At 67.7% G+C, this 21,551-nt stretch carries 22 protein-coding genes and 3 tRNA genes; 24 read left to right on the top strand and 1 reads right to left on the bottom strand.

Features of this window, described 5'->3' with window-relative positions:
- Positions 1-118 precede the first annotated feature (118 nt).
- The 9 genes from ACESMN_RS10575 to ACESMN_RS10615 all read left to right on the top strand — a co-directional run bounded on the left by ACESMN_RS10575 (position 119) and on the right by ACESMN_RS10615 (position 7,708).
- Positions 119-203, top strand: a tRNA-Leu gene (locus ACESMN_RS10575).
- 81 nt (positions 204-284) lie between these two features.
- A complete protein-coding gene (gene tig / locus ACESMN_RS10580) occupies positions 285-1,592 on the top strand; it encodes a trigger factor (protein WP_373053565.1) in 1,308 nt (435 codons plus the stop codon).
- Positions 1,589-2,233 (top strand): ATP-dependent Clp endopeptidase proteolytic subunit ClpP, encoded by a 645-nt coding sequence (gene clpP, locus ACESMN_RS10585; RefSeq protein ID WP_373053566.1) that lies wholly within the window; start codon positions 1,589-1,591, stop codon positions 2,231-2,233. Before tig ends, clpP begins: the two co-directional genes overlap by 4 nt.
- 92 nt (positions 2,234-2,325) lie before the next feature.
- On the top strand, positions 2,326-3,603 hold the full coding sequence (gene clpX, locus ACESMN_RS10590) for an ATP-dependent Clp protease ATP-binding subunit ClpX (protein ID WP_373053567.1): 1,278 nt from the start codon (positions 2,326-2,328) through the stop codon (positions 3,601-3,603).
- Between the two features lie 471 nt (positions 3,604-4,074).
- On the top strand, positions 4,075-6,519 hold the full coding sequence (gene lon / locus ACESMN_RS10595) for an endopeptidase La (protein WP_373053568.1): 2,445 nt from the start codon (positions 4,075-4,077) through the stop codon (positions 6,517-6,519).
- Between the two features lie 236 nt (positions 6,520-6,755).
- Positions 6,756-7,028: an HU family DNA-binding protein gene (locus ACESMN_RS10600; protein ID WP_373053569.1), complete on the top strand. Its 273-nt coding sequence runs from the start codon at positions 6,756-6,758 to the stop codon at positions 7,026-7,028.
- A gap of 42 nt (positions 7,029-7,070) precedes the next feature.
- A tRNA-Val gene (locus ACESMN_RS10605) sits at positions 7,071-7,146 on the top strand.
- 20 nt (positions 7,147-7,166) lie between these two features.
- Positions 7,167-7,243, top strand: a tRNA-Asp gene (locus tag ACESMN_RS10610).
- Positions 7,244-7,483: 240 nt separating this feature from the next.
- The gene (locus tag ACESMN_RS10615) at positions 7,484-7,708 is read left to right on the top strand and encodes a DUF2835 domain-containing protein (RefSeq protein WP_373053570.1); all 225 of its coding nucleotides are present in this window, start codon (positions 7,484-7,486) and stop codon (positions 7,706-7,708) included.
- A 10-nt stretch (positions 7,709-7,718) separates the two neighbouring features.
- Here ACESMN_RS10615 and ACESMN_RS10620 read toward each other — a convergent pair whose 3' ends face one another.
- Positions 7,719-8,039: a hypothetical protein gene (locus ACESMN_RS10620; protein ID WP_373053571.1), complete on the bottom strand. Its 321-nt coding sequence runs from the start codon at positions 8,037-8,039 to the stop codon at positions 7,719-7,721.
- 476 nt (positions 8,040-8,515) lie between these two features.
- Here ACESMN_RS10620 and flgB point away from each other — a divergent pair, with 476 nt between their 5' ends.
- The 15 genes from flgB (at position 8,516) to ACESMN_RS10695 (ending at position 21,441) form a co-directional block, all read left to right on the top strand.
- On the top strand, positions 8,516-8,920 hold the full coding sequence (flgB, locus tag ACESMN_RS10625) for a flagellar basal body rod protein FlgB (protein ID WP_373053572.1): 405 nt from the start codon (positions 8,516-8,518) through the stop codon (positions 8,918-8,920).
- Positions 8,917-9,339 (top strand): flagellar basal body rod protein FlgC, encoded by a 423-nt coding sequence (gene flgC / locus ACESMN_RS10630; RefSeq protein ID WP_373053573.1) that lies wholly within the window; start codon positions 8,917-8,919, stop codon positions 9,337-9,339. The genes flgB and flgC overlap by 4 nt, the downstream gene beginning before the upstream one ends.
- Positions 9,340-9,351: 12 nt before the next feature.
- Positions 9,352-10,026: a flagellar hook assembly protein FlgD gene (locus tag ACESMN_RS10635; protein WP_373053574.1), complete on the top strand. Its 675-nt coding sequence runs from the start codon at positions 9,352-9,354 to the stop codon at positions 10,024-10,026.
- 50 nt (positions 10,027-10,076) lie between these two features.
- Positions 10,077-11,294 (top strand): flagellar hook protein FlgE, encoded by a 1,218-nt coding sequence (flgE, locus tag ACESMN_RS10640; protein WP_373053575.1) that lies wholly within the window; start codon positions 10,077-10,079, stop codon positions 11,292-11,294.
- A gap of 15 nt (positions 11,295-11,309) precedes the next feature.
- Positions 11,310-12,050, top strand: coding sequence for a flagellar basal-body rod protein FlgF (gene flgF / locus ACESMN_RS10645; RefSeq protein WP_373053576.1), 741 nt, complete (start codon positions 11,310-11,312; stop codon positions 12,048-12,050).
- Between the two features lie 40 nt (positions 12,051-12,090).
- Complete coding sequence (gene flgG, locus ACESMN_RS10650) at positions 12,091-12,882, top strand: flagellar basal-body rod protein FlgG (RefSeq protein ID WP_373053577.1); 792 nt, start codon at positions 12,091-12,093, stop codon at positions 12,880-12,882.
- Positions 12,883-12,893: 11 nt separating this feature from the next.
- Positions 12,894-13,598: a flagellar basal body L-ring protein FlgH gene (flgH, locus tag ACESMN_RS10655; RefSeq protein WP_373053578.1), complete on the top strand. Its 705-nt coding sequence runs from the start codon at positions 12,894-12,896 to the stop codon at positions 13,596-13,598.
- A 13-nt stretch (positions 13,599-13,611) separates the two neighbouring features.
- Positions 13,612-14,754 (top strand): flagellar basal body P-ring protein FlgI, encoded by a 1,143-nt coding sequence (locus ACESMN_RS10660; RefSeq protein ID WP_373053579.1) that lies wholly within the window; start codon positions 13,612-13,614, stop codon positions 14,752-14,754.
- 34 nt (positions 14,755-14,788) lie between these two features.
- A complete protein-coding gene (gene flgJ / locus ACESMN_RS10665) occupies positions 14,789-15,736 on the top strand; it encodes a flagellar assembly peptidoglycan hydrolase FlgJ (protein WP_373053580.1) in 948 nt (315 codons plus the stop codon).
- A 59-nt stretch (positions 15,737-15,795) separates the two neighbouring features.
- The gene (flgK, locus tag ACESMN_RS10670; protein WP_373053581.1) at positions 15,796-17,442 is read left to right on the top strand and encodes a flagellar hook-associated protein FlgK; all 1,647 of its coding nucleotides are present in this window, start codon (positions 15,796-15,798) and stop codon (positions 17,440-17,442) included.
- Between the two features lie 5 nt (positions 17,443-17,447).
- Positions 17,448-18,383, top strand: coding sequence for a flagellar hook-associated protein FlgL (flgL, locus tag ACESMN_RS10675; RefSeq protein WP_373053582.1), 936 nt, complete (start codon positions 17,448-17,450; stop codon positions 18,381-18,383).
- A 378-nt stretch (positions 18,384-18,761) separates the two neighbouring features.
- Complete coding sequence (flgA, locus tag ACESMN_RS10680) at positions 18,762-19,484, top strand: flagellar basal body P-ring formation chaperone FlgA (RefSeq protein WP_373053583.1); 723 nt, start codon at positions 18,762-18,764, stop codon at positions 19,482-19,484.
- 297 nt (positions 19,485-19,781) lie between these two features.
- Positions 19,782-20,096: a flagellar biosynthesis anti-sigma factor FlgM gene (gene flgM, locus ACESMN_RS10685; RefSeq protein WP_373053584.1), complete on the top strand. Its 315-nt coding sequence runs from the start codon at positions 19,782-19,784 to the stop codon at positions 20,094-20,096.
- A gap of 4 nt (positions 20,097-20,100) precedes the next feature.
- Positions 20,101-20,586, top strand: a complete 486-nt coding sequence (locus ACESMN_RS10690) for a flagella synthesis protein FlgN (RefSeq protein ID WP_373053585.1) — start codon at positions 20,101-20,103, stop codon at positions 20,584-20,586.
- A gap of 102 nt (positions 20,587-20,688) precedes the next feature.
- On the top strand, positions 20,689-21,441 hold the full coding sequence (locus ACESMN_RS10695; protein ID WP_373053586.1) for a flagellar brake protein: 753 nt from the start codon (positions 20,689-20,691) through the stop codon (positions 21,439-21,441).
- Positions 21,442-21,551 lie beyond the last annotated feature (110 nt).

A 21,551-nucleotide genomic window follows, 5' to 3' on the forward strand; every position in this document is an offset into this window, starting at 1 on the left:
GCCCGCTCCCGCAGGGGCCGCTCCCACAAGGGCCCGTGCCCGCAGGGGGCTGGCCGAGCCCGGAGTGACGTAAAACCCGCCACGCGCTAAACTGGCGGGTCATCTTCAACACAGCTACGCGAAAGTGGCGGAACTGGTAGACGCGCTGGATTTAGGTTCCAGTGGGGAAACCCGTGAGAGTTCGAGTCTCTCCTTTCGCACCATGCCGTCCATCTGACCACGCCCGAAGGTGCGGGTCACGCGGACTTCCCTACCGAATCCCAGATCTTACACGAGGCCATCTGATGCAAGTTTCTGTCGAATCCACCGGCGCCCTGGACCGCAGGATGACGGTGCAGTTTCCCCCCGACCGGGTTGACTCGGAGGTGGAGAAGCGTCTGCGGGCGCTGAGCCGGCGGGTTCGGATCGACGGTTTCCGACCGGGCAAGGTCCCACTGAAGATCGTGCAGCAGCGCTACGGCGCGGGTGTGTTCCAGGAGGTCCTGGGCGAGGCCCTGCAGGAGAGCTTCCGCGAGGCGATCGAACAGGAGGGGCTGATGCCGGCCGGCGGGCCGAACATCGAGCCGAAGGCGATGGAGCCGGGTCAGCCGATCGAATACGTGGCCTCGTTCCAGGTGTTTCCCGAGGTCTCGGTGGCGGATCTGTCGGATGTGACGATCGAACGGCCCGTCGCCGAGATCGATTCCGCGGATGTGGACAGGGTGATCGACTCCCTGCGCCGCCAGCAGCAGCGATGGGTCGAGGTTCAGCGACCCGCCGCCGAGGGCGACCGCGTGACCCTGGATTTCAACGGCACCCTGGACGGTGAGCCCTTCGAGGGCGGGCAGGCCGAGGGCTTCGCGGTCGAGGTCGGTGCCGGGCGGCTGCTGAAGGACTTCGAGTCCCAGCTGGTCGGCGTGGAGCCGGGAACCGGGAAGACCATCGACGTGACCTTCCCGGAGGACTACCCCGCGGAGAACCTGAAGGGGCGGACCGTGCAGTTCGCGCTGAAGGTGCACAAGGTGGAGGAACCGCGCCTGCCCGAGGTGGATGCGGACTTCGCGCGCGCCTTCGGCATCGCGGACGGGGACGTGGAGAAGCTGCGTGAGGAGGTCCGGGCCAACATGGGCCGGGAACTGGCCCAGAAGATCAAGGGTCTGGTTAAGCAGCAGGTGATGGACGCGCTGGTCGAGAAGCACGACTTCGAGCTACCCGCGAGCCTGGTGAAGCAGGAGATCGATCGTCTCCGTGCCGAGACCGAGCAGCGCTTCGGCGGCGCCAGCCAGACACAGCCGCTGCCGGATTCCCTGTTCGAGGAAGAGGCCGGACGCCGGGTGCGGCTCGGTCTGGTGGTGCGGGCGATCCTGGACGCCGAGAAGATCGAGCTCGATCGGCAGCGTCTCGAGGCGGAACTCGAGACCGTTGCCCAGACCTACGAGCAACCCGAAGAGGTGAAGCGGCACTATCGGTCCCAGCCGCAGGCGATGGCCGGGCTGGAATCGCTGGTGCTCGAGGATCAGGTGGTGGAATGGGTGCTCGAGAAGGCGCAGGTCACCGAAAAGCCCGGCAGCTTCGACGCGCTGATGAATCCCAACAAGGAGACGAACGAATGACGCAACCGCCTGCCGGTGCAGGGGCCCAGCATACCCAGGCCCTGAACCTCGTGCCCATGGTCGTGGAGCAGACCTCCCGCGGGGAACGTGCCTACGACATCTACTCCCGTCTGCTGAAGGACCGCGTGGTCTTCTGTGTCGGGCCGGTCGAGGACTACATGGCCAATGTGATCGTGGCCCAGCTGCTGTTTCTGGAGTCGGAGAACCCGGACAAGGAGATCAACCTGTACATCAATTCCCCCGGCGGGGCGGTTACCGCCGGCATGGCGATCTACGACACCATGCAGTTCATCAAGCCCGACGTCAGCACGCTCTGCGTCGGTCAGGCGTCGAGCATGGGCGCGGTGCTGCTGGCCGGGGGCGCGGCCGGCAAGCGCTACTGCCTGCGCCACTCCCGGGTGATGATCCACCAGCCTCTGGGGGGCTACCACGGTCAGGCCAGCGATATCGACATCCACGCCCGCGAGATCCTGAAGATCCGCGAGGAGCTGAATCAGATCCTGGCCCGGCACTCCGGACAGTCGGTGGAGACCATTCGCGCCGACACCGAACGCGACCGCTTCATGACCGCGCCGGAGGCGAGCGAATACGGGCTGATCGACCATGTTCTGGAACAGCGCGATGCAAAACCGAAAAAATAGCCTGTCCAACCCGATGGGTTGGCCGCTCGCTTGCATCGGGGTGGTAAACGGGGCATGTTGAACCTGCAAGTTTTGCATACCGAGGCAAACGGATGAGCGACGAAAAATCCCCGCGCAACGACGGCAAGCTGCTGTATTGCTCCTTTTGTGGCAAGAGTCAGCACGAGGTGCGGAAACTCATTGCCGGGCCTTCCGTGTTCATCTGCGATGAATGCGTGGAGCTCTGCAACGACATCATCCGCGAGGAGATGCAGGAGGCGAGTCACGCCGAGCGCGACTCGCTGCCGAAACCCCGGGAGATCCGCGGCATCCTCGACGAATACGTGATCGGCCAGGACTCCGCGAAGAAGATCCTGTCGGTGGCCGTCTACAACCACTACAAGCGCCTGGAGGCGAAGTCCGGGAAGGACGACGTCGAGCTGTCGAAGTCCAACATCCTGCTGATCGGCCCCACCGGTTCCGGCAAGACGCTGCTCGCAGAGACGCTCGCGCGCGTGCTGAACGTGCCGTTCACGATCGCCGACGCCACCACGCTGACCGAAGCGGGCTACGTGGGCGAGGACGTCGAGAACATCATCCAGAAGCTGCTGCAGAAGAGCGACTACGACGTCGAAAAGGCGGAGACCGGGATCGTCTACATCGACGAGATCGACAAGATCTCGCGCAAGTCGGACAACCCGTCGATCACCCGCGACGTGTCGGGCGAGGGCGTGCAGCAGGCGCTGCTGAAGCTGATCGAGGGCACCACGGCGTCGGTGCCGCCCCAGGGTGGACGCAAGCACCCGCAGCAGGAGTTCCTGCAGGTGGACACCCGCAACATCCTCTTCATCTGCGGCGGGGCCTTCTCGGGCCTGGAGAAGGTGATCCAGCAGCGCTCGGAGAAGGGCGGCATCGGCTTTTCCGCGAAGCTGCGGGCGAAGGACAAGGACCTCTCCGGGGCCGGCTGGCTGACCCGTCTGGAGTCGGAGGACCTGGTGCGCTACGGCCTGATCCCGGAGTTCGTCGGCCGCATGCCGGTGCAGGCGACGCTGGAGGAACTGGACGAGCCCGCGCTGGTTACGATCCTGACCCAGCCCCGCAACGCGCTGGTGAAGCAGTACGCGCGCCTGTTCGAGATGGAGGGCGTGGAGCTGGAGTTCCGGGAGGACGCCCTCGGCGCGATCGCGCGCAAGGCGATGGACCGGAAGACCGGCGCACGCGGCCTGCGCTCGATCATGGAGAACATCCTGCTCGATACCATGTACGAGCTGCCGTCGATGGAGAACGTCAGCAAGGTGGTGATCGACGAGGCGGTGATCCGGGGCGACGCAGACCCCTATCTGATCTACGAAAACGCCAATTTCGCGAAGCAGGCGGCCTCGGATTCCTGAGGTCCGGGGAGGCGCCGGTCCGCCCGTCCTGCTCGCGCGCGAGCGGCGCCCCACGGGGCCACGATGCGCAGGGGCGCGCCCCGCGCGCGAAGGGTCGCGTCGCTGTGTTGCGGTCGGCATGGCGTTCCCCAACGGCGGAGCACTCGTGATAACCGGGAAAGAGATTGATCCCCTCCATGCCGGGTGGACGCTTCGTCCCGGCACCGGCCTGGCCTGAGCGGCCGTTGCTGGCACCCTGCGCACCGGGGCCGCGCTTCGCTGCCAGCAACGGGCCCGATCGATCGCGGTTTCCCGACCACCCGGTGTGTCCCGCGCCGGGTCGAACATTCGCGCCGAAGGCCGGTCCATTCCAGAGACGGATTCGGCGCTCGCCCGGGAAGATCCCCGGCACCACCTGTGCCCGTCCTTGAATTCGGCGCAGGCGTCCCAAGACTTCGACATTCAATGACAGCCGACCCCCGAGGGTATCCCATGACTCAGAAGACCACCCCCTCCCAGAACGACGTGGAATCGCCGGTGAAGCGGGTTTCCGTGCTGCCCCTGCGCGACGTGGTCGTGTATCCGCACATGGTGATCCCGCTCTTCGTCGGCCGCGAAAAGTCGATCCGCGCGCTGGATTCCGCGATGTCGGACAACAAGCAGGTCCTGCTGATCGCCCAGAAGAGCGCGGAGATCGACGAGCCGTCGGGGAAGGACCTGCACGAGATCGGCACCCTGGGCAACATCCTCCAGCTGCTGCGCCTGCCCGACGGCACCATCAAGGTGCTGGTCGAGGGGGCGCAGCGCGCACGGGTGATGGATCTCGGCGAAGAGGGTGATCACTTCGTGGCCCAGATCCGCCTGGTCGAAGAAGAACCCGGTGCCGAGGAACGCGAGATGGAGGTCCTCTCGCGTTCGGCCCTGAACCTCTTCGAGCAGTACATCAAGCTGAACAAGAAGGTGCCGCCGGAGATCCTGACCTCGCTCGCCGGCATCGACGATGCCTCCCGGCTCGCGGACACCATCGCCGCGCACATGTCGCTGAAGCTCGACGAGAAGCAGAAGGTGCTTGAGATCGACAGCGTGAAGGACCGCCTCGAGCACCTGATCGCGCAGATCGAGGGCGAGATGGACGTGCTGCAGATCGAGAAGCGCATCCGCGGCCGCGTGAAGCAGCAGATGGAGAAGTCGCAGCGCGAGTACTACCTGAACGAGCAGATGAAGGCCATCCAGAAGGAGCTGGGAGACCTCGAGGACGCTCCGAACGAGGCCGAGGAGCTGGCCCGCAAGATCGAGAAGGCCGGAATGCCGAAGGAGGCCAAGAAGAAGGCAACGGCCGAGCTGAACAAGCTCAAGATGATGTCGCCGATGTCGGCGGAGGCCACGGTCGTGCGCAGCTACATCGACTGGCTGGTCAACGTCCCCTGGAAGAAGCGGACCAAGGTCAGCCAGGACCTCGGGGCGGCGGAGAAGGTGCTGAACGAGGATCACTACGGGCTCGAGGAGGTCAAGGAGCGCATCCTGGAATATCTCGCGGTGCAGTCCCGCGTGCGCAAGATGAAGGGACCGATCCTGTGCCTGGTGGGTCCGCCGGGCGTCGGCAAGACCTCGCTGGGTCAGTCGATCGCGCGCGCGACCAACCGGAAGTTCTCCCGCATGGCGCTGGGCGGCGTGCGCGACGAGGCGGAGATCCGGGGCCACCGCCGGACCTACATCGGTTCGCTGCCGGGCAAGATCGTGCAGAACCTGTCCAAGGTGGGCGTGCGCAACCCGCTGTTCCTGCTCGACGAAATCGACAAGATGGCGATGGACTTCCGCGGCGATCCGGCGTCCGCGCTGCTCGAGGTGCTGGATCCGGAGCAGAACCACACCTTCAGCGACCACTACCTGGAGGTCGACTTCGACCTGTCGGACACGCTGTTCGTCTGCACCGCCAACAGCATGAACATCCCCGGTCCGCTGCTGGACCGCATGGAGGTCATCCGCCTGTCCGGCTATACCGAGGACGAGAAGGTCAACATTGCCCGCAACTACCTGATCGGAAAACAGATCAAGGCGAACGGCCTGTCCGACGACGAGATCCAGATCGGCGATCCGGCGGTGCGTGACATCGTGCGCTACTACACCCGTGAGGCGGGCGTGCGCGCGCTGGAGCGGGAGATCGCGAAGATCTGCCGCAAGGTGGTGAAGCAGCGCCTGCTGGGCAAGGACAAGGCGAAGACCACGCAGGTCACGCCGAAGACCCTGCAGCGCTACCTCGGGGTCCGGCGCTTCCGCTTCGGGCTCGCGGAGGAGAACGACCAGATCGGACAGGTGACCGGCCTGGCGTGGACCGAGGTCGGCGGCGAACTGCTGACGATCGAGTCCTCGGTGGTGCCCGGCAAGGGCAAGACCCTGCAGACCGGCAAGCTCGGCGATGTGATGCAGGAGTCGATCCATGCCGCCCTCACCGTGGTGCGCAGCCGCGCGGACGCGCTCGGTCTGCCGGAGAACTTCCACGAGAAGTCCGACCTGCACATCCATGTGCCGGAGGGCGCCACGCCGAAGGACGGCCCCAGTGCCGGCATCGGGATGTGCACGGCGATCGTCTCGGCGCTCACCGGCATCCCGGTGCGCGCCGACGTGGCGATGACGGGCGAGATCACCCTTCGGGGCCAGGTCCTGCCGATCGGGGGGCTGAAGGAAAAGCTCCTGGCGGCGCACCGGGGCGGCATCCGGGTCGTGCTCATTCCCGAGGAGAACGAGAAGGACCTGGTCGATATTCCCAAGAATATCAAGGCGAAGCTGGACATCCGTCCGGTGCGCTGGATCGACGAGGTGCTGTCGGTGGCCCTGACCCAGATGCCGGAGGCAGTGAACAGCGAGCCCTCGCCGAAGGTGCCCGAGGTGACCAAGCGCGGCGGCGAGTCCCGGCGCAGGAACGTGCGCCACCACTGAAAGACGCGGCAAACCGTGTAAAAATCGGCCTCAGACGTCTATGATTCGTTTGCGGCCGATTTTTTTGCGCCCAACAGTGCCTGCGGTGGCGCGCTTGCCATCTCCAGGCCGCAATACAAGAATAGGGGAGCAACGACACACTGTTACCGGGCGGCATCGGGTGGGTTTTGCCGTCCCATCCCTGACTGGCCGTCGTCTGCTTGCGAATACAACATGCATAAAAAGGAATCCTGCGCATGAACAAGTCCGAACTGATCGAAGCCATTGCCGAAGAAGCTGATGTACCGAAGGCCCAGGCGGGCCGGGTGATTGATGCCATGACGAGCGTCGTGGGGGATGCCCTCTCCGAGGGCCAGCAGGTGTCCATGGTGGGCTTTGGCACCTTCATGGTTCGTGAGCGCCCGGCGCGGAGCGGTCGCAACCCCCGTACCGGCGAGACGATCCAGATCGCGGCCTCGAAGACCCCGTCCTTCAAGGCTGGCAAAGCCCTGAAGGATCGCGTAAACTAGAGGGCTTTCCCAGGTTGCTCAGCTCAAGGTTGATCAACTTAGGGGTGCTTAGCTCAGCTGGTAGAGCGTCGCCCTTACAAGGCGAATGTCGGCGGTTCGATCCCGTCAGCACCCACCAGAGAGAATCTTCCCAGATCCGGAGCGGTAGTTCAGTTGGTTAGAATACCGGCCTGTCACGCCGGGGGTCGCGGGTTCGAGTCCCGTCCGCTCCGCCACATCATCTGCAAGGGCACCCTCCGGGGTGCCTTTTTGCTGTCAGGTCCCGAATTTCCCCGGCACGCCCTGCCGCGATGCGCAGGGCCGCCGGGTCGGTCAGTGGCCATGCGGAGAAGGCGCATGGGCACATCGCCGGACCGGCCGAGTGATCCCGCTGCGCTGCCCCCGGCGCTCGGGCTCCGGGGCGCCGGGCCCGCCTCCCGGCAGGCGGGCGGGCGCGGGGAGGCAGCGCGCGGACCATGAGGGAATTCCGGCTGCGGCTCTCGATTTCCCCCGCCGAGATGATGCTCTATTACCGCGGGGACGCCAGCGTCTTGCTGGCAACGGCCCGGGACGGCACCAGCGTCCAGATGCCGGCACGCCTGCTGCGGCCGCACGTGACCGCGCAGGGCGTGAGCGGAGAGTTCCTGCTGCGCTGCGACGATCGCAACCGCTTCCTGAGCCTGGAACGGATCGCCGACTGACGCCGGGGCCTCAGGCGTCCCAGGGCAGCCGCGCGAGGTCGGCCCGGGTGTAGAAATGCTCGTGGCGCATGAAGCCGGCGACGATACCGTCCTTCAGCTCGGTGATGCGCCCGGCCTCGTCGCGTTCGATCACCCAGTGGTCCGGCAGGTTCTCCAGCAGGTGCACCGAGGCCAGCTTGCCGTCCTCGTTCACCGACAGATGAACCTCCTGGGTCTCCAGGTCGCGGAAGGCCGGCAGGAAACCCAGCAGCGCGGCGCCAGCCGTCATTTCGGGGATCTCGTGATACGCGGGAAGGGTCGAGACGGCGGCGGGCAGTTGGCGTTCTTCCATGGTTCCTCTCCATGTCAGCGTGGCTGTCTGGGCTACGTGGGGCTTGGCGGCGCTGTCCCGGGAAACTTGAGTCGCCGGTCGGGAGGACGGGAGGGGTACCGCCCTGCGGACGCCCGCGCCTGCCGATGCGCTCCGCTGCGGCAAGGCCTTGCCGCAGGGGCCGGCATGGCGGGGCATGAACCTGCCGCAACGGAGGGTCCCGGGCGGGCAGAGGAGGCAAACACCGCAAGGGGACAGATTCATGAATCTATCCCCGTTCCTCGAATCTGTCCCCGTTCCTCCCCCCGTTCTTGCACGCCCCGCAGGCGTCAAGACTTCGTTGCCGCAGCGGGGTGCCCGGCCCGAAGTGGCGGAATCTTGCCGCCTCGGCGCCGTGTTGTCGTGCGTGGATAACGCAAGCTACTGAAATCCGGGTTTTTAATAATTGGCACATGCTTTGCTTCTGATTCGGCAGACTCGCTATGAGGTGTTGTGCCATGGCCCTTTCCTTCGACAAGGCCCTCGGAATCCACGCGGAAGCGCTGCAGGTGCGCTCCCGCCGGCTGGAAGTGCTGGCGTCGAATCTCGCGAACGCGGACACCCCGAACTACAAGGCGCGGGACATCGACTTCCGGGCCGCGCTGGGAGACGTGCAGCAGGGCCAGGGCCTGGCGATTCGGCGTACCCACGCAGCGCACATTTCCACGGGCGCGGCGGGGCATGGGATGGAACCGCAGTACCGTGTCCCCAGCCAGCCGTCGCTGGACGGCAATACGGTGGATCCGCAGCTCGAACAGGCCGCGTTTTCCCAGAATGCGGTGCAGTACCAGGCGAGTCTGGACTTCCTGAACGCGCGCTTCCGCGGTCTCCGCAACGCCCTGGGTGGAGGTAACAATCAATGAGCAACCTGTTCAAACTCTTTGAGGTCTCGGGCTCGGCGCTCAGCGCCCAGTCGGTCCGTCTCAATACGGTGGCCAGCAACATGGCCAATGCCCAGGTCACGAGCGGGACCCCGGACCAGGCCTACCGGGCCAGGCACCCGGTCTTCGAATCGGTACTGCAGGACATCGGGGGGGGCAATGGCACCGCCTCCGTGCAGGTCGCCGGCGTTCTCGAGAGCCAGGCCGAGCCTCGGGCCGAGTATGCGCCCCAGCACCCGCTCGCCGACGAAGAGGGCTACGTGTACAAGCCCAACGTGAACGTGGTGGAGGAGATGGCCAACATGATCTCCGCGTCGCGTTCCTACCAGAACAACGTCGAGGTGATGAACACCACCCGGCAGCTGCTGCTGCGCACGCTGCAGCTGGGGCAACAACAGTGAGCGGGGTGAGTGATGAGCGCGATTGACAACGATCTGCTGGCAAATCTGGGACTCACCCGGGAGCCGTCGCCCGCGGAGAAGGGCAAGGACCGGCTCGGCCAGGGCGATTTCCTGGAGCTGATGACCACCCAGCTGGAGAACCAGGACCCGTTCCAGCCGATGGAGAGCGGCGAATTCCTTGGCCAGCTGGCGCAGTTCGGCACGGTCTCGGGCATCGAGGACCTGCAGAAATCGTTTCAGGACCTGACCGGGTCGGTCTACTCCGGGCAGGCCCTGCAGGCGGCCGGTCTGGTGGATCGCGAGGTGATGGTCCCGGTGGAGATGTCGATCGTCGATCCGGCACAGGGCCAGTGGGGCGCGGCCGAGCTGCCGTCCTCCACCAGCGATCTGGTGGTCGGCGTCTACGACGCCAGCGGTGCACTCGTGCGCCGCATGGCGCTGGGGCCGCAGGAGGCGGGTCTGACCGAGTTCCGGTGGGACGGCCGCGACGAGTCCGGCGAGGTCGCCCCTGCGGGCGTCTACGAATTCCGCGCCGAGACCCGGGACGCGGGCCGCACCGAGGCGCTGGAGATGTTCCTCGCGTCCCGGGTCGAGAGCGTCTCGCTGGGCAACCGGGACGGCTCGCTGACGCTCACGGTCCAGGGCCTGGGCGAGATCGACTTTTCCAAGGTACGACGTATCGGCTGACGGGGTCCGCGGGACCTCCGTTCCATCGCGCATTGCACAGGAGACAGGACATGTCATTTCGTACAGCACTGAGCGGCCTGAACGCCGCATCCGCGGACCTTCGCACCACCGGCAACAACATCGCCAACTCGGGCACGGTGGGCTTCAAGGAATCCCGGGCCGAGTTCGCCGACGTCTTCGCGGTGTCCCAGGGCGGCGTCAGCAAGACCGCGGTCGGCTCCGGTGTGCGTCTGTCCGCGGTGAACCAGCAGTTCACCCAGGGCAACATTGACTCCACCGGCAAGAACCTGGACATGGCGATCAGCGGGGACGGGTTCTTCATCCTCAACGACGCCGGGACACCGGCCTACACGCGTGCCGGCAACTTCGAGGTGGACCGCAACGGCAACGTGGTGAACAACCAGGGGCATCGCCTCCAGGTCTATCCGCAGCAGGGCGAGGCCCTGGATTCCTTCGATCTCTCCAGCATGGAAGACCTGAGACTGGACACCTCCGAGGCGCCGCCGCGCGCTACCGAACGGGTCGAGGCCCAGCTCAATCTGCCGTCGGGAGCCGAACCCCCGACCAGCCCCTTTGCCATCGACGACCCGACGAGCTTCAACCATTCGACGACGGTGACCGCGTACGATTCGCTGGGTCAGTCCCAGGAGGCCACGCTCTATTTCCGGAGCGCCAATCCCACGGAGGGCGAATGGAATGCCTATCTGGGAGTTGACGGGACACAGGTCGGCGACGCGCAGCCGCTGAACTTCAACAGCCGCGGAGAACTCGAGAGCGACGCGCTCCTGAATTTCGGCGCGTACCCGCTGGACAACGGGGCGGAAGACCTCGATATCAGCTTCGATCTCGGCGCGGCCACGCAGTTCGGCGACTCCTTCAGCGTGACCAGCCTGAGCCAGGACGGCTTCAGCACCGGCAGCCTGAGCGGCATCGACATCGACGCCGGCGGGGTCGTGTTTGCCCGCTTCACCAACGGGCAGGCGCAGTCGCTCGGCAAGGTCGCGCTGGCCGACTTCGCCAATCCCCAGGGGCTGCAGCAGATGGGCGACAACGTCTGGGGCGAGACCTTCGCGGCGGGCGAGAGGATTCGGGGCGAGGCGGGCGAGGGCGGCCTCGGCATGATCCAGTCGGGCGGCCTCGAGGCCTCCAACGTGGACATCGCGCAACAGCTGGTGAACCTGATCACCGCGCAGCGCAACTTCCAGGCCAATGCCCAGGTGATCTCCACCGCCGATACCGTCACCCAGACGATCATCAACATTCGCTAGGCGGGGTAGCCGATCATGGATCGCATGCTGTATGTCGCGATGTCCGGGGCCAGGGAGACGGCCCTGGCGCAGGCGCGCAATACGGACAACCTGGCCAACGCCAGCACCACCGGCTTCAAGGCCTCGCTGGACGCGTTTTCCAGCCGGCACGTGAGCGGACCGGTGCACGAGACCCGCACCTACGCGGTGGCCGAGGACATGCGCGTGGACCTGAGTCCCGGGCCGCTGCAGGCGACCGGGCGCGACCTCGACGTGGCGGTCCAGGACCGCGGCTGGATCGCGGTCCAGGCGCCGGACGGCGGCGAGGCCTACACGCGGGCCGGCGACCTGCGCGTGGACTCGATGGGCCAGCTGACCACGGGCACCGGGCTGCCGGTGCTCGGAGACGGCGGCCCGGTCGCGATTCCGCCCTTCCAGACCCTGGAGATCGGCTCCGACGGCACCATCAGCATCCAGCCACTCGGGCAGGAGGCGAACACCCTGGCCCGTGTCGACCGCATCAAGCTGGTCAACCCGGACCCGGCGGAGCTGGTCCGCGGCACGGACGGGCTGATCCGTCATGCCGAGGGGCTGGAGCAGCCACCGGATGCCGGGGTCAACCTGGTCAGCGGCATGCTGGAGGCCAGCAACGTGAACACCGTCGATGCGATGGTCCGGATGATCGACCTGGCACGGCATTTCGAGATGCAGGTGAAGATGATGAAGACCGCGGAGGACAACGACGCGGCCTCGGCGGGTCTGCTGCGCCTGAGCTGACGGTGCCGGCACAACGAAGTACCGACAAGGGGACGTACTCATGAACAAGGCCCTGTGGATTGCCAAGACCGGACTCGACGCGCAGCAGACGCGCATGTCCGTGATCTCGAACAACCTGGCCAACGTGAACACGACCGGTTTCAAGAAGGACCGCGCGGTGTTCCAGGACCTGATCTACCAGACGGTCCGGCAGGCGGGCGCGCAGACGGCCCAGAACACCGAGCTGCCATCCGGCCTGATGCTGGGCACCGGGGTGCGCACGGTGGCCACCGAGAAGACCTTCACCCAGGGCAACATGACGCAGACCGACAACTCGCTGGATGTCGCCATCGAAGGCCGCGGCTTCTTCGAGGTGCTGCTGCCGGACGGCAATCTCGGCTACACCCGCGACGGCGGCTTCCAGCTGAACAGCGAGGGTCAGATGGTCACGGCCGCCGGCCACGAGGTGCTGCCGGGCATCGTGCTCCCGGAGGGCGCATCGAGCGTCACCGTGGGGGAGGACGGGACCGTCAGCGCGCTGGTACCGGGCAACCCGGCCCCGATCGAGGTCGGCGCGCTGCAGCTCGCCGACTTCATTAACCCGGCGGGACTGCAGCCGATCGGCCAGAACCTCTTCACCGAGACCGCCGCGAGCGGTGCCCCCCAGACCGGAACCCCGGGCTTCGACGGGCGTGGCCGGCTGGTGCAGGGCTTCCTCGAGGGTTCCAACGTGAACACCGTCGAGGAGCTGGTCAGCATGATCGAGACCCAGCGGGCCTACGAGATGAACTCCAAGGCGATCTCCAGCGCCGACCAGATGCTGCAGTACGTGAACAACAACCTCGGCCGATAGGAGTTGCCGCGATGACCGCCCCATGGGGAACCAACACACGATTGTTGCTGGCGCTGCTGCTGCCGTTGCTGCTCGGTGCCTGCGCCTCCGGACCGCACGGGGCGGTGCGCGGCGACGACCCGGCCTTCCAGCCGGTTGCGCCCGCGGCCCCGGTGCCACCGGAACACAACAACGGCGCGATCTTCCAGGTGAGCCAGCGGAGCGGACTCTTCGACGACGACAAGGCCCGGCAGGTCGGGGACATCCTGACCGTGCGCCTGGTCGAGCGCACTCAGGCCCGCAAGTCCGCGAACACCAGCACCAGCAAGGACAGCAGCATCGAGCTGCCGGGTCCGACGCTGTTCGGTGGCGACGTGACCGTGAACGGCCGCCCGATCCTCGACAACCGCATCGAGAACTCGCGCAGTTTCGGCGGCCAGGGCGACAGCGCGCAGAGCAACCAGCTCGATGGCAACATCACCGTGACGGTGGCGGAGGTGCTGGCCAACGACAACCTGGTGATCCGGGGCGAGAAGTGGATCCGGATCAACCAGGGCCAGGAATACATCCGCCTGCGCGGGGTGGTGCGGCCGGTCGACATCCGCGCCGACAACACCGTGCTGTCCACCCAGCTCGCCGACGTGCAGGTGGCCTACGGCGGCAGCGGCACCCTGGCCGACAGCAACGAGCCCGGCTGGCTGACGCGTTTCTTCAGCAGCCCCTTCTGGCCCTTCTGAGGAGTCGAAAACGATGCCCTTCCAACGCTTGACCGCCAGGCTCCCGATGGTGCTGTTCTCGCTCGCGACCGTGCTGCTGCTCGCGCCGGTCTTTACGGCGCAGGCCCAGGGCCTCGAGCGCGTGAAGGACCTCGCCTCCATCGGCGGCGTGCGCAACAACCAGCTGGTCGGATACGGCCTGGTGGTGGGACTCGACGGCACCGGTGACCGCACCACCCAGGCCCCGTTCACCGTGCAGAGCCTGAAGAACATGCTCGGCCGCCTCGGCGTGACGGTGCCGCCGGACGTGAACCCGCAGCTGCGCAACGTCGCCGCGGTGATGATCCACGCGGACCTGCCGCCCTTCGCGAAGCCCGGGCAGACCATCGACATCACCGTGTCCTCGATCGGCAACGCGGGCAGCCTGCGCGGCGGCAGCCTGCTGATGACCCCGCTGAAGGGCGCGGACGGTCAGACCTACGCGATGGCGCAGGGCAACCTGGTGGTCGGCGGGCTGGGCGCCGAGGGTCGCGACGGTTCGCGCATCACCGTGAACGTGCCCAGCGTGGGTCGCGTCCCGAACGGCGCCACCGTGGAGCGCGAGGTCGCCAGCCCCTTCGCCCAGGGCGACAGCGTGACGCTGAACCTGCACCGTTCCGACTTCACGACCGCCAACCGGGTCTCGGACGCGATCAACGACGCCCTCGGGGGCGGCACCGCCCGGCCGCTGGACGGCTCCAGCGTGCGGGTACGCGCGCCGCTCGACCCGGGCCAGCGCGTGAGCTTCGTGTCGGTGCTGGAGAACATCCGGGTGCAGCCGGGGGAGGCCCCGGCGAAGGTGATCGTGAACTCGCGCACGGGCACGGTGGTGATCGGCAGCAACGTGACCGTCACCGCGGCGGCGGTCAGCCACGGCAGCCTGACCGTGACCATCACCGAGTCGCTGGACGTCAGCCAGCCGGCTCCGCTGGGCCGTGGCGAGACCGTGGTGACGCCGCGTACCGAGATCGAGGCCGTCGAGGAGGCGAACCCGATGTTCCTGTTCGGGCCCGGGGTGACCCTCGACGAGATCGTGCGCGCGGTGAACCGGGTGGGCGCGGCACCCGGCGACCTGGTGGCCATTCTCGAGGCCCTGCGCGAGGCGGGCGCGCTGCGGGCCCAGCTGATCGTGATCTAGCGGGCCGCGGAATCCCGGACCAGGACCCCGTTCCATGAATGCCAACCTCTCCGCCGCCTACACCAGCACGGACTTCCAGGGCCTGGCCGACCTGCGGCGCATGGCCCGCGAGGAGTCCCCGGAGGCGGCCGATGCCGCGGCGCGGCAGTTCGAGGCCCTGTTCATCCAGATGATGCTGAAGAGCATGCGCGACGCGATGCCGGTGGACAGCGGTATCGACGGGGACGGGGTGCAGTTCTATCGGGAGATGTTCGATAAGCAGATCGCGCTGGAGATGTCGCAGGGCGAGGGCATCGGTCTGCGCGAGTCCCTGTTGCGGGATCTCGCCCCGGGCCGGGGCGAGGCCGGCGGCGCACAGGAGCTGCGCATGCCCGAGCGACGGGTGCCGGCAACGGCGGCGTGGCCGGCCGAGGCCGTGGTCCGCAACGCCCCGACGGCAGACGCAGAGGCGCCGGCACCGGGCCGCCCCTGGCGTCCCGAGTCGCCCGAGGCCTTCGTGCGGGAACTGCGGCCGCATGCGGAGCAGGCCGGCGCCGCGCTCGGGGTCGCGCCCGAGGTGCTGCTGGCGCAGTCGGCGCTGGAGACCGGGTGGGGTCGGCACGTGATGGCGCATGCCGACGGGTCCAGCAGTCACAACCTCTTCGGGATCAAGGCCGATGCCCGCTGGACGGGCCCGCGCGTGCACGTGAACACGCTCGAATACGTGAACGGGGTGCCGGAACGGGAGCGCGCGGCCTTCCGCGCCTACGACAGTCCCGCGGCCAGCTTTGCCGACTACGTGGACTTCCTGCAGGGCAACCCGCGCTACCGCACCGCGCTGGCCCGGGCCGGCGATGCGGAGGGCTACCTGCAGGGCCTGCAGTCCGCGGGCTACGCGACCGATCCGGCCTACGCGGACAAGATCCTGGACATCCTGGGGCAGGGCACCCTGCCGCAGGCCCTTGGACTCAAGCCCGATACCGCCGGGCCGACAAGTGGATGATGAGGAGCACGGTATGCACAGCCTGAGGGTCTCCAGCCGGGACTGCCGGGAGCGCCGCAATGGGTAGCGATATCCTGAGCATCGGCACCTCCGGTCTCGCCGCATTCCAGCGCGGCCTGTCGACGACCGGCCACAACATCGCCAATGCGGGCACCGAGGGCTACAGTCGCCAGCGCGTGGACCTGAACACGCGTGAGCCGCAGTTCGCGGGCAACGCCTATATCGGCAAGGGCGTCGAGGTCGGCGGGGTGAACCGCGTCTTCGATCAGTTCGTGGAGAACCAGCTGCGCACCGCGACCTCTTCGAACGAGCAGTCCTCGGTATTGCACGACTACGCGAAACGGGTCGACTCCCTGCTCGCGAATCCCGATTCCGGACTGGCGGCCGGACTGCAGCGCTTCTTTGCCGCCGCGCAGGACGTGGCGACCGATCCCACCTCCGTGCCGGCACGCCAGGTGATGATCGCGGAGGCGGAGTCCCTGTCCGGCCGCTTCGGCTCCCTCCACCAGCAGCTGGACGACCAGCGCGCGCTGGTCAACGGCCAGATCGAGACCACCGTGGACGAGATCAACGGGATCTCGGAGTCGCTGGCCGAGGTGAATGCCGGCATCGTTGCGGCCACCGGCCGCGCCGGCGGTGCCGCCCCGAACGACCTGCTCGACCAGCGCGACCGGCTGGTGCGCGAACTGGCGGAACACGTGAACGTGACCACCGTGGCCCAGGACGACGGTGCGCTCAACGTCTTCGCGGGCAATGGCCAGAGCCTGGTGATCGGCAGCAACGCCTCCGAGCTCGTCGCCCGGCCACTGGGCGAGGATCCGTTGCAGGTCGATGTCGGCCTCGCGGGATCCGGCGGCGCGGTGGCGGACATCGGCCGGTTCATGACCGGCGGCCGTCTCGGCGCGCTGCTGGAGGTCCGCGGTTCCCTGCTGGACCGGGCGCAGAACGATCTCGGGCTGATCGCCCAGGGGCTGGCGCGGGAGTTCAATGCGCAGCACGCAGCGGGCCGGGACCTGAATGGGGAGCCGGGTGGACCCTTCTTCCTCGAGCCCGCAGTGGAGGTCCGGGGCAGCGGCTCCGGTGCGCTGCCCGCGGTGGCGATCGGCGACGTCGGTGAACTCACCGGCGACGACTACCGGCTGCGCTTCAACGGGGACCAGTGGGAGCTGCGAAACACCTCCAGCAACCGGGTGGTCGGCGAGTCGGATCCCGGTAATGAATTGGTGGTGGCGGGTCTGAGCATCGGTACCAGCGGACTGGATCAGGGCGAGAGCTTCCTGATCCGGCCCACGCGCACCGCCGCGGCGCAGATTGGCACCGCGATTGACGATCCCCGCGGTATCGCCGCGGCGGACGCGGGCGACGATGACACCGCGATTCCGGTCGGCGACAACACCAACGCGCTGAGGCTGGCCGGTCTGCAGGACGCCCGCTTCCTGTCCGGCGACACCGCCACCCTCGAGGGCTCCTACAACGCGATGATCGGCGAGGTGGGGACCCGGACCCGGCAGGCCGAGGTCTCCGCGCAGGCGCAGTCGCGTCTGCTCGACGAGGCCCGGAACCAGCGGGAATCGATCTCCGGCGTGAACCTGGACGAGGAGGCGGCCAACATGCTGCGCTACCAGCAGGCCTACCAGGCGGCCGCCCAGGTGATTGCCGTGAGCGGAACCCTCTTTGACACACTGCTCGGTGCGGTGAGGCGGTAACGGCGATGCGCGTATCCACAACCCAGGTCTTCCAGAACGGGCTCGACTCCATCCAGCGCAGCCAGCAGGACCTCTCCCGAACGCAGATGCAGCTCGGGTCCGGCCAGCGGATCCTGAGCCCGTCCGACGATCCCGGTGGCGCGGTGCAGTCGCTGCAGCTGACCAGCGCGGTCGAGAAGCTCGAGCAGTACGCGCGCAACAGCCTGTCGCTGGAGCAGCGGCTGCGCACCAGCGAGACCGTGGTGGGTTCGGTGGTGGACGGGCTGCAGCGCGTGCGCGAGCTGGTGGTGCAGGGCAACAATGGCAGCCAGACCAACGAGACCCGCGCGATGATCGCGGGCGAGATCCGCCAGGCGCGGGACGAACTCGTCCAGCTCGCGAATACCCGCGACGCGAATGGCGAATACCTGTTCGCCGGGCTGAGTTCGTGGACGCGTCCCTTCGAGGTCGACGCAGACGGGAACGTGGCGTACCAGGGCGACGACGGTCAGCGCGCGGTGCAGATCAGCCCGGCGCGCACCGTGCCGGTCGGCGACTCCGGTGAGCGGGTCTTCGTGGATGTTCCGAATGACGAAGGGGACCTGCAGCCCCTGTTCGAGACCTACACCCGGATCGTCGAGGCCCTGGAGGCCCCGGTCAGCGACCAGGAGGGCCGCGAGGGCCTGAACGACGCGATGGCACGCGGCCTCGGTGACCTCGACCAGGCCCTCGGGCACCTGCTGGAGGTCCGCACCGACCTCGGCGGGCGCATGAAGACCGTGGAGACCCAGAACCGGATCAACGAGGACCAGCTGCTGCAGGTCCGGACCGCGCTGTCCGAGACCCGCGACCTCGACTACGCCGAGGCCATCAGCCGCTTCAACCTGCAGCAGACCGCGCTGCAGGCGGCCCAGCAGACCTTCGTGCAGGTGCAGCGGCTGTCGCTGTTCAACTTCCTCTAGTGGGCCATGCGGAAAGTTCGGTGACTATGGAGCACAGCCAGAAGGGCCGGAGCAAGGCGGGCAAGTGCAGGAATAGTGGGCCTATTTCAAACTTGCCCAACGCAGCGCCGGCGCTTCTGGCGAAGCGATCTGGTACCGAACTTTCCGCATGGCCCACTAGTCTGTTTCACCCGTCATCGCGAGGAGCGAGGCGACGTGGCGATCCATAGGGCATGGATTTCGAACATGCCGGCTGGATTGCTCGCTGCGGGCCAGATGGACCCCGCGGTCGCTCCGATGGCACGTCGGTTGCATAAAACTCCAGTAGGGACCGGTCCCGCCAGAAATCCGACGGGCGGGGACCGGCCAAACGCATCGAGATGAACCGGAGACGGCCCGATGGGGTATCGGCGCAGGCACAATCTCAGGACCGGGCGGCTGCTGGCGGCCCTCCTGCTGCTGGCCGGCAGTGGGGCCGCGGCCGAGGAGCCGCAGCAGAACATCCTGGCGGCGGCCACGGCCTTCATGGAGGCGACTGCCGCCGAGGCCCATGGCGCGGGCTTCGAGGTCTCGGTGACCGCGGGTCCGCTCGACGACCGGCTGCGCTTGCGCGCCTGCGAGGAGGGGCTCGAGGCCTTCACCGCACCGGGCACCCGCACCGCGGGCAACACCACGGTCGGCGTGCGCTGCCATGGCCCGGTGTCCTGGACGCTGTACGTGCCGGTTCAGATCGAGGTCCACGGCGAGGTGGTCGTGCTCGGCCAGCCGCTGCCCCGGGGAAGCGTGCTGCAGCCCGCCCACCTGCGGCTGGAGAGGCGGGACGTCGGCCGGCTCGGTAATGGCTACCTCGGTAATCTGGAAGAGGCCCGGGACATGGTGCTGCGCCGCGCGCTGCAGGCCGGGACGGTGCTGACGCCGCAGATGGTGGAACCGCCGCGCCTGGTCGAGCGTGGCCAGCGCGTGCTGCTGCTGGCCGAGACGGGCCCGGTGGCGGTGCGGGTCCAGGCGGAGGCACTGGGCGACGGGGCGCTGGGCGAGCGGGTCCGGGTGCGCAACCTGTCGTCGGAGAAGATCATCGAGGCGCGGGTACTGTCTCATGGGGTGGTGGGTGTTAGCATGTAGCCGAACGCCCTGCGCGGGCTGGGCGGCGCCATCGCCGGGTCTCCGCGCTAACGGTCATCGCGGGCGGCCACCACCCCTGACCATGAAAGAGGACCGTAGGGTGGGCAAAACGAAGTGTGTCCACCACAGACCGACACGGCCGGGATGGCCGGGATGGTGGGCCCGCTGCGCTTGGCCCACCCTACGCCCAATCGCGGCCCGCGACGGGGGTAGAGAGGAGTTTCACGCTAAGGATTTGCGGCCCGCGGCCGATACAGGGTCCAGCAGAGGTCGGAGCATAGGCCCGAGGAATCAAAGATGACAATCGATATCAAGAACAACCTGACGCCAACCCAGCCCCGCACGACGGGCGAGGGCCGCAGTGTCGCGGAGAACGCCGGGGTGCGCAGCGGCGGCGCGGAGCCGGGCAGGGACGAGGGTGGCAGCGGTGATCGCGTGACCCTGACCGACACCGCGCGCCGGCTGAGCGACCTGACCCGCAGCGTGAGCGAGCAGCCGGCGGTCAACACCCAGCGCGTGGAGCAGATCCGGGCGGCGATCGATCAGGGTCGCTACGAGATCAATGCCGAGCGCATCGCCGATCGCCTGATCGCGATGGAAAAGGTCCGCTGATCCGATGGCCGACACCGGCGCAGCGGCTGACCGGCTGCACGAACTGCTGAACCGGGCGGTGCGCGAGTCCGTGCTGCTGGAGGCGGCGCTCGAGCGCGAGACGCGGTCCCTGTCCACCCACGATGTGGATGCGCTGCAGCAGGCGGTGAACGCCAAGCACCAGGCGGTGCAGGGCCTCGAAGAAGTCTCGCGGGAACAGGCGGCCCTGCTGCACTCGGGCGGCTTTGCCGCGGACACGCCGGGCATGGAGGCCTGCCTGCGGGCCTGGGACCTGGAAGGGCGCATCCGGCCCCTCTGGGAACGGCTCCAGGATTCGATGGAGCGCTGCCGACGCCACAACCAGATCAACGGTGGCCTGGTCCAGACCCAGCAGCACCAGGTCCAGCAGGCGTTGCACATCCTCCGCGGCGAAGACACGCGCACCGAGCTCTACGATCCCCGCGGCCGAACCGTGGCGAGCAGTGCGCCCCGCTCGATCTCACAGGCCTGACCGCTTGCCCTCCGGGCCCTCGTCCCGGCGCCGGCTGCCGCCGGCCGTCCTGCCCCCTTCCCGCCTGCGCATGCCCCCTGCCGCCTGCGCGGGACAACGGTGATGGGCCCGGCGGAACCCGCGGACTTCGGCCGATTCGAGAGCCGGCCCAATCGGGAACTGATCACCGACCCGGCGCGCGTGCACCGGATGCTGCAGAGCCTGTGGGAGCGGCGGGTGCTGCTGAGCGCGAAGCCGGAGGGCGACGAGGACTGGTACTCCACCGCCATCCTCGATGTGAACCGGGCGGTGGGCATCTTCGTGCTGGACGAGCTGGCCCCGGACAGGGGACACCGGCGCGTGGCCATCGGCACCCGGCTGCGCGTGATGGGGGTGCTCGGCGGCGTGCCCACCCGCTTCACCGCGGAAGTGGCGGATGTCGCGGTGCAGGACGACATCGCCTTCTACCGCGTTGCGATGCCGCTGGAGGTGGAATACCTGCAGCGCCGCGCCTTCTTCCGGGCCTACGTGCCGCGCAGCCTGGAACTGCGGGTGCAGCTGGTGCTGGAGGAGGAGCGCCTCGAGGTCACCGGCCGCCTGCTGGACGTCTCGCTCGGCGGCTTCGGGGTGCAGCTCGCCCCGGACTGCCCGCTGTCACCGCTGGACGTCGTCGCGGTGCGCAGGTTGGACCTGCCCGAGGGACAGACAGTCCGCTGTACCGCCGAGATCCGCTACATGCAGCAGGAGCACGCCCACAAGTCGATCCGCACCGGAGCGCGGTTCATCGACCTGGACAAGTCAGTGGAGCGCACCCTGCTCCGCGCGATCTACAGCCTAGAACGCGAGCAGATCCGCAAGCGCCCCGCCGGCGATTGAGCCCCAAACCCCGCCGCCGAAGCAGCAGGCGCTGTGGGAGCGGCCTCCCGGCCGGGATGCCCTTTGTCCGGTGGGGAATCGCGGCTGGAAGCCGCTCCTACGAGGCCCCC

The sequence above is a fragment of the Thioalkalivibrio sp. genome, assembly GCF_041690275.1.
GTDB lineage: Bacteria > Pseudomonadota > Gammaproteobacteria > Ectothiorhodospirales > Ectothiorhodospiraceae > Thioalkalivibrio.

Excerpts from the sequence above, each read along its gene's own strand:
- tig (WP_373053565.1), top strand. The coding sequence starts at position 285 with ATGCAAGTTTCTGTCGAATCCACCGGCGCCCTGGACCGCAGGATGACG.
- clpP (WP_373053566.1), top strand. The coding sequence starts at position 1,589 with ATGACGCAACCGCCTGCCGGTGCAGGGGCCCAGCATACCCAGGCCCTG.
- clpX (WP_373053567.1), top strand. The coding sequence starts at position 2,326 with ATGAGCGACGAAAAATCCCCGCGCAACGACGGCAAGCTGCTGTATTGC.
- lon (WP_373053568.1), top strand. The coding sequence starts at position 4,075 with ATGACTCAGAAGACCACCCCCTCCCAGAACGACGTGGAATCGCCGGTG.
- ACESMN_RS10600 (WP_373053569.1), top strand. The coding sequence starts at position 6,756 with ATGAACAAGTCCGAACTGATCGAAGCCATTGCCGAAGAAGCTGATGTA.
- ACESMN_RS10615 (WP_373053570.1), top strand. The coding sequence starts at position 7,484 with ATGAGGGAATTCCGGCTGCGGCTCTCGATTTCCCCCGCCGAGATGATG.
- ACESMN_RS10620 (WP_373053571.1), bottom strand. The coding sequence starts at position 8,039 with ATGGAAGAACGCCAACTGCCCGCCGCCGTCTCGACCCTTCCCGCGTAT.
- flgB (WP_373053572.1), top strand. The coding sequence starts at position 8,516 with ATGGCCCTTTCCTTCGACAAGGCCCTCGGAATCCACGCGGAAGCGCTG.
- flgC (WP_373053573.1), top strand. The coding sequence starts at position 8,917 with ATGAGCAACCTGTTCAAACTCTTTGAGGTCTCGGGCTCGGCGCTCAGC.
- ACESMN_RS10635 (WP_373053574.1), top strand. The coding sequence starts at position 9,352 with ATGAGCGCGATTGACAACGATCTGCTGGCAAATCTGGGACTCACCCGG.
- flgE (WP_373053575.1), top strand. The coding sequence starts at position 10,077 with ATGTCATTTCGTACAGCACTGAGCGGCCTGAACGCCGCATCCGCGGAC.
- flgF (WP_373053576.1), top strand. The coding sequence starts at position 11,310 with ATGGATCGCATGCTGTATGTCGCGATGTCCGGGGCCAGGGAGACGGCC.
- flgG (WP_373053577.1), top strand. The coding sequence starts at position 12,091 with ATGAACAAGGCCCTGTGGATTGCCAAGACCGGACTCGACGCGCAGCAG.
- flgH (WP_373053578.1), top strand. The coding sequence starts at position 12,894 with ATGACCGCCCCATGGGGAACCAACACACGATTGTTGCTGGCGCTGCTG.
- ACESMN_RS10660 (WP_373053579.1), top strand. The coding sequence starts at position 13,612 with ATGCCCTTCCAACGCTTGACCGCCAGGCTCCCGATGGTGCTGTTCTCG.
- flgJ (WP_373053580.1), top strand. The coding sequence starts at position 14,789 with ATGAATGCCAACCTCTCCGCCGCCTACACCAGCACGGACTTCCAGGGC.
- flgK (WP_373053581.1), top strand. The coding sequence starts at position 15,796 with ATGGGTAGCGATATCCTGAGCATCGGCACCTCCGGTCTCGCCGCATTC.
- flgL (WP_373053582.1), top strand. The coding sequence starts at position 17,448 with ATGCGCGTATCCACAACCCAGGTCTTCCAGAACGGGCTCGACTCCATC.
- flgA (WP_373053583.1), top strand. The coding sequence starts at position 18,762 with ATGGGGTATCGGCGCAGGCACAATCTCAGGACCGGGCGGCTGCTGGCG.
- flgM (WP_373053584.1), top strand. The coding sequence starts at position 19,782 with ATGACAATCGATATCAAGAACAACCTGACGCCAACCCAGCCCCGCACG.
- ACESMN_RS10690 (WP_373053585.1), top strand. The coding sequence starts at position 20,101 with ATGGCCGACACCGGCGCAGCGGCTGACCGGCTGCACGAACTGCTGAAC.
- ACESMN_RS10695 (WP_373053586.1), top strand. The coding sequence starts at position 20,689 with ATGGGCCCGGCGGAACCCGCGGACTTCGGCCGATTCGAGAGCCGGCCC.